Annotated in this window: 3 protein-coding genes and 1 rRNA gene (1 of these 4 running past the window's edge); 2 read left to right on the top strand and 2 right to left on the bottom strand. The window is 58.9% G+C overall.

Annotated elements, in window-relative coordinates:
• Together AC51GT_RS22915 and AC51GT_RS22910 are read right to left on the bottom strand one after the other, a co-directional pair.
• Nucleotides 1–272: ribosomal RNA gene (locus AC51GT_RS22915) — 16S ribosomal RNA — on the bottom strand (it extends 1,249 nt beyond the left edge of the window).
• Nucleotides 273–922: 650 nt separating this feature from the next.
• A complete protein-coding gene (locus AC51GT_RS22910; protein WP_496330269.1) occupies nucleotides 923–2,650 on the bottom strand; it encodes a TerD family protein in 1,728 nt (575 codons plus the stop codon).
• A gap of 233 nt (nucleotides 2,651–2,883) precedes the next feature.
• Here AC51GT_RS22910 and AC51GT_RS22905 point away from each other — a divergent pair, with 233 nt between their 5' ends.
• Both AC51GT_RS22905 and AC51GT_RS22900 read left to right on the top strand, forming a co-directional pair.
• Nucleotides 2,884–3,189: a hypothetical protein gene (locus AC51GT_RS22905; RefSeq protein ID WP_496327362.1), complete on the top strand. Its 306-nt coding sequence runs from the start codon at nucleotides 2,884–2,886 to the stop codon at nucleotides 3,187–3,189.
• 6 nt (nucleotides 3,190–3,195) lie between these two features.
• Nucleotides 3,196–5,589, top strand: a complete 2,394-nt coding sequence (locus tag AC51GT_RS22900) for a TPR repeat domain-containing protein (protein ID WP_496330268.1) — start codon at nucleotides 3,196–3,198, stop codon at nucleotides 5,587–5,589.
• Nucleotides 5,590–6,000: the final 411 nt, after the last annotated feature.

Raw genomic sequence — 6,000 nt, 5'->3', positions numbered from 1 at the left:
CGCCTTGGTAGGCCATTACCCCACCAACAAGCTGATAGGCCGCGGGCCCATCCCAAACCGCCGGAGCTTTCCACCACCAGACATGCATCTGGTGGTCATATTCGGTATTAGACCCAGTTTCCCAGGCTTATCCCAAAGTTTGGGGCAGATCACCCACGTGTTACTCACCCGTTCGCCACTAATCCACCAGCAAGCTGGCTTCATCGTTCGACTTGCATGTGTTAAGCACGCCGCCAGCGTTCGTCCTGAGCCAGGATCAAACTCTCCATGAAAACCTTCCAAAACCGCTCCGAAGAGCGAGTTTCAAAAAAATATGTCCTGAAGAGATTTCATAATCCCAACCAAACAAAAACTGACACCACCACAGGACTCAAAACCTGCGATGGGATCAAAAAATTATCTAACTAATGCCGGCACCACACATCCGCCAACCCGACCAAACCCCAGACTGGGATTTCGTCACCGTGACAGACATACAGCACCTAAATTGGCACTAACAATCCATCGACACACTATCGAGTTCTCAAAGAACACACCCACATCCGATCTGCACACACCTTCAACAAGTGCGTCGTCCCGGCGGGATATTATATTGTAACTTCCTCGCTGTCTCCGTCTCGGAGGCAACTTTTCAAGCTTACCGGACTCACATCCGGTCTGCAACTCGCTGCTCTCGCAGTCCGTCACCACCCGCGTTTGAACCCTCCACCGAAAGGCGGAGCACATTCACACTATGGGCGGTCTGCGTTGTTCCTTCAGGAAAAGACTTCCCTGTCGGTGTTCTCGGCTCCCGGCTTCTCGCTCTCCGGCGCCTCACTCGCTGACTTGAAGAAAGTTACGGGAACACACTGCACCACGTCAAATCGCCTGGTCAAGAGCCCATTCAGAAATTTGTTGGTTGTTTACCTCCGAAGCAACCGGGCTAATCGTCCACGTCGACGCCATAACCACGAGCCAGCTCGCCGAGTCCATAGTCGTAGCCCTGGCCGATGGCGCGAAGCCGCCACTGATCGTTGCGCCGGTAGAGCTCGGCGATGAGCATCGTGCGTTCACTGGTGGCGGCGTCCAACACGGCAGAGGCAACTGCATGGTGCTCACCCGCAACCTCAACCGATACTGCCCCGACCTGACTGAACGTAGCGTCGCCGTCGATGGCTGCGGCGATCGCTATCCGTTCGGTTGCGTCATCCAGGCAGGTCAGGTCGATACGCAATCCCTGCTCGCAGTCACCATCAATGGGGAGCATGACTCCCGCGCTTCCACTGACCGGCTGATTGAAGAACACGAAGTCTTCGTCAGAGGTCACCTGACCATCGCGACCTAGCTCGAACGCCACAACGTCGACCTCGAACCCGCGCAAGGTTTCGGCGCTCCACGCGATGTTCACCAGGTACGTCCCCACAGATGAGGGCAGGTCCATGACGGCACCGCGGCTCAGTACCGTCGCCGAGTCCGCCGATGACACCGACTGCTCGCTGCCCACGATCACCGAATCCGTATAGACCGAGTTGCCCAGTACGTCGTCGGCGGTCAGTAGCGGAAGAGCACGTTCCCGGATCCGGGGCAGCCGTTTGTCGGAGGTCCCGCCGCCCAACAGCACCACATGCGTCACGCCGGCACTGAGGTTGACGGATGGTTTCGCACCGAGCTCGATCAAGCGGGAACGGACTACTACTGCTTCGGCATGGTTGTCGCCGAGAACCAGCACCCGACGTCCTCTCCACAGTCCGCGCGCCACGGGTTCAGGTGGTCGGGTCCTTCGGGGCACGGGTTCGTCGAGCTCGTAGGTTGCCGACTTGAGAGCTCCGGCCTGCACCGCAACCAGCAACGACAGCAGCTGGTCTTCCGAGATGACCCGGATCCCCTTCTCCCGGGCTCGCTGCAGCTTGCCGGTTCCGATGTGCGGCTGATTGCACACCACAACACTGGTCTGGCCGCTGACCGAGTTCATGACATCCAGACCGGCGGCAGTCATCCGATCCGCCAGTTCGAGTCGGGGAATCTGGGTATCCCCGGTGACCGCCACCTTCATGCCCTGGACCAGGACGCCTTGTTCACCCATACGTCCCGGGTTCTTCCACAGGCAAGGGATACGAGTCACGGCGACCGGGTAGCCACGGTTCGAAACGGAGCAGTTGACCACCGGCAGCGGCATTCCCAACGTGCGCGCCAACGCGGCGCTGTGCGCAAAGACCTGGGACGTGACCCGTGCGTCGTCGAGCGCATCGTGCGCATGTCGTTGCTGGATCTTCCAATGCTGAGCGAGCGTCGAGAGCTTGTGGTTCGGCACCTCGAGCTGGAGCCGGCGACTCAGCGCCATCGTGCACAACCGACGGTTCACGGAGTGCTCGACCCTCGCGCGGTTCAGTTCAGAGGCCAGAAATCCGTGATCAAACGAAGCGTTGTGCGCGACCATCGTCCGGCCGTGAAGCATCGCGGTGAGCTGTGGCGCGATCTGATCGAATGTCGGAGCGCCGGCCAACCGGTCCAGTGTCAAACCGTGAATATGGACCGGCCCCGGATCGCATCCGGGATTGAAGAGAGTCGTGAATTCGTCCTCCACGCGGCCCGAAGAATCAAGATTGACCACCGCGACGCTCAGAACCCGGTGGTGGTTCGGACTCAACCCCGATGTCTCAACATCGACCACAGACCATCCAGAAGTTGACTCCGACAACATGATTCATCCTGCCTACAAGCCAACTTACATTCGACCGTTTGATACTAGCCCTGATCCCGCGGTCTGCGAGCGAACCGAGCCGCACTCGCCGCCAAATCCATTCGTCCAGCAACGAATCACAGGCATCCCCATTGTCCGGCGTCCCTGTTAGCATCTCGGCAGAACGAGCGGGGGCTTGTTCGGGTACTCGAACGGGGGGATCGATGCACGTCGACGCTGCGGAATTGAAAAGTGCGGCCGCCGCAATCGGAGTCCAGGCAGAATACGCAGCGTTTTGGATTGCGCCTGACCTCGACTCTGCGGCAACAGCACTGGCTGAGACCTCCACAGGATCTGCACTGCAAGGTGCTCAAGCGACTGTGCAGCAAGCCATGACGACGGTTTCCGGGCGCTACGAGGTGATCGCAGAGAGTCTCAGCGGTGCAGCCGCCCTGATTGTTTCGACCGATGAACTCGCCGCCGCACTGCTCACCTCCATCGGCGATCTGAATCAGCCACAGGCAAGCTGAGTCATCGTGGTCTACCCCACCAAATCTCTGATCATCAGGATCGACGCCACCAGCCTCGGTGCCCAAGCCGCGGGCCTGGATGGTCTCGCCAACTCGATTGAGCACGGCGCACGCACGGTCGAAAGCACGATCGTCAACCTTGATTGGTCTGGCGGTTCCCGCGAAGCCGCGGTCGATCGTGGAACCAGCGAAAAGACTCAACAGTTGCGCGTAGCGACTGCCCTGGACTCGTTGCGAGAAGCTGCCGCAACCGGGAGTACCGGCCTGCAGGCGATCATCGACGCCGTCCGACCAGCGATCCAAGACATGGAGCAGCGCGAGTTCGCTGTGTCCGAGGACTGGACAGTCACTGACACCCGGGACTATGAACTTGACGACCCAGACGTCAGTGAGGACGTCGTCAATATCAGGAAAGCCATCCAGGCGCATCGCGCCAGCGAGGCAAAGAACGCAACAGTGTCGTTCAAGTCTCAGGCAGTCTCCTTCGAAGAAATCGACGCCGCTGCATCGCAGCAGATCACCTCCGCTCTCGAGGAAATCGGCCAGTTGGCACCGGTAGTCGCTGGTCTCAGTGGCGGTGACGGTGCGACGCTCGCAAAGAAGATCGAAGCCGGAATGTCGTTGACGCCAGGCGAACTGGAGCAGTTACAGGCAGCTGGTGGACTATCCCCAGAGCAGCAGCATGCGCTCGCCGAAGGCAAACCGGCCACGATGTCGCAGGGTCAGTACGACTACCTCATGGAGATGATGCGCGAGCTTGACGACAAGTCGACCAGCGAAATCGACGCCGCACTTTCCAGCCTGCCACCCGATCAACGGGATGTGGTTCGAGGTGAAATCGGCGACGCGATCAGAATGGTCGGCAATCCGCACACGACCACCACCGCGGGCTCCAGGGGCGGGATGGACAAGCTTCCGAAGGAAATCCGCGACCTGCTGGTCGAGAGCCCGATCGTCCGCGACGTCAACGTCACCAACGGCTATACAGACCCGTACTACACGGACATCCCAAAGCTCGACCAATTCAAATCACTAAACAACCTACTGAGCAACGGGGACCAAAGCCTGCGATTGGGATCCGACGTAGACCGCGGACTGCTGAAACAGGCTTCCGAAATCGCCGGAGCAACGGAAGGCGACGACAGCGACCGCTATTGGGGCGCATACGATTCCCGTCTCGACATCGAGGACATCAACAGCACTGTCGATGCGATGCTCAACAATGCCTCAGGCGATCACCAGGCTGTTTCTGACTTCTTGAGTGGCGAGAACATGGATGTCACCATCACGCCCGGCAACCACTACGACGCCAACAGCCACTTCCTCGACCTGGTGACCCACCCGTGGGATGAGGACCAACTCGGTGCAGTCAACGTCATCGACTGGATCGGCGAGAATGCTGACGCGACCGGCTATGAGGGCGAGCTCGCAGGCCGCTCGGCCACCACCCTCGCAAACCTGTTGATCGATAACGAAACTCTTCTGAGCGGGCGGATGCCCGACAGCGACATTCCCGGAACGTATACATCGCTCGGCGAAGTCAATCCGAACCTTACCCAAGCCCTTGCCGTGTCGATGTCTCCATATCTCGCCAACTTTGTCGACGCGTCCGATGGCGCGCTCATCAACCATCATGCCGGCGCGATACCCGAGACCACAGACCTATCGAAGTTGTTCAAGGTGATCGACTCAGACCCCGTTGCCGCCAATGTCATTCACACCGCTGGTGCGCAGTGGCAAAACCATTTGGCGTATGAATACGGGCAGAACCCCGACGACGTCACGCTGGGGAACGATGCCGGCCAACTCGACCAGGCCCTGACCCAAGGCCTCCGCGATCAGCTTTCGGTCCTGAGACAGAACGAACAGTGGGACAACATCGTTCAATACAACCTTGATCAGCGAGACTACGACACGGCGATGGGCATCTTCAATTCAATTCCCCTCCCAACCGGAGTCGGTGAAGTTGCCGGAATTGTGAGTCCAACCATCAAGTACGAGATGTTTGACATTCCGAATGACCCAGCAATCCTTGATGACTCGCAATGGACGGCCGCATTGACGGAGATCGACAACACCGCGCTGACCGACAGCACCATTCGCGAGTACAGCCGCATCGAGGGTTACGCTGCGGCGAACGAAGAAGTGAGGGAAGACTTCACATACCCGGACAGCGTGACCGGCCAGGCGCATAGCTACTTCTTACCTGACGGTAGGCTCGATTGGAATGCAATTGCGGACAACCCTGGGCCGTTCAACATCGCAGCCGCCAAGCTTGGCCTCACCTTTGAAACGCACTATCAGAGCGGGCTCCATGACGAAAACATCACGCACGATCAGATTCCACGGCCTGCGGATCCGTCGAAACCGCCACACCCTCAGAGCGTCCAGGAGCCGTAGCACCATCCTCATTACTATCTCTTTCATTGTCGCTGTCGGTGCTGGTTGCACATCGCCAACAGACACTGCTGCACCAAAGTCATCTGCACCAGTTCAGGAAACAGTCGGCTATCAACTCCCTGCCGAAGTGAAATACTTCGACCGGTGGATGCCGACCGACGTCCTGGACCTCGATTCGGCAGACGCAACGTTTGTTCGTGCGTTCATCGAGTCCACATCCGTTGCATTCTTCGGCGGTGGAGCCGAGCACGCTTACCCCGGATTCGTACAGGCCATGCAACCTGCACTCCCACCGGATCGGTACCTGCGCACGCCACGCGATGGATACGGGGTGAGCTATTTCCGCGTCGTCGATCTTGTCAACCTCGACGGCAACCGAGTGCAAGTCATCGGTTGTGAAGCAGCCCCCAA

The organism is Williamsia sp. z34, assembly GCF_059553395.1.
Note: the sequence above shows the minus strand (reverse complement) of the source record. Positions and strands in the feature narration are given on the sequence as shown.

Excerpts from the sequence above, each read along its gene's own strand:
- AC51GT_RS22905 (WP_496327362.1), top strand. The coding sequence starts at position 2,884 with ATGCACGTCGACGCTGCGGAATTGAAAAGTGCGGCCGCCGCAATCGGA.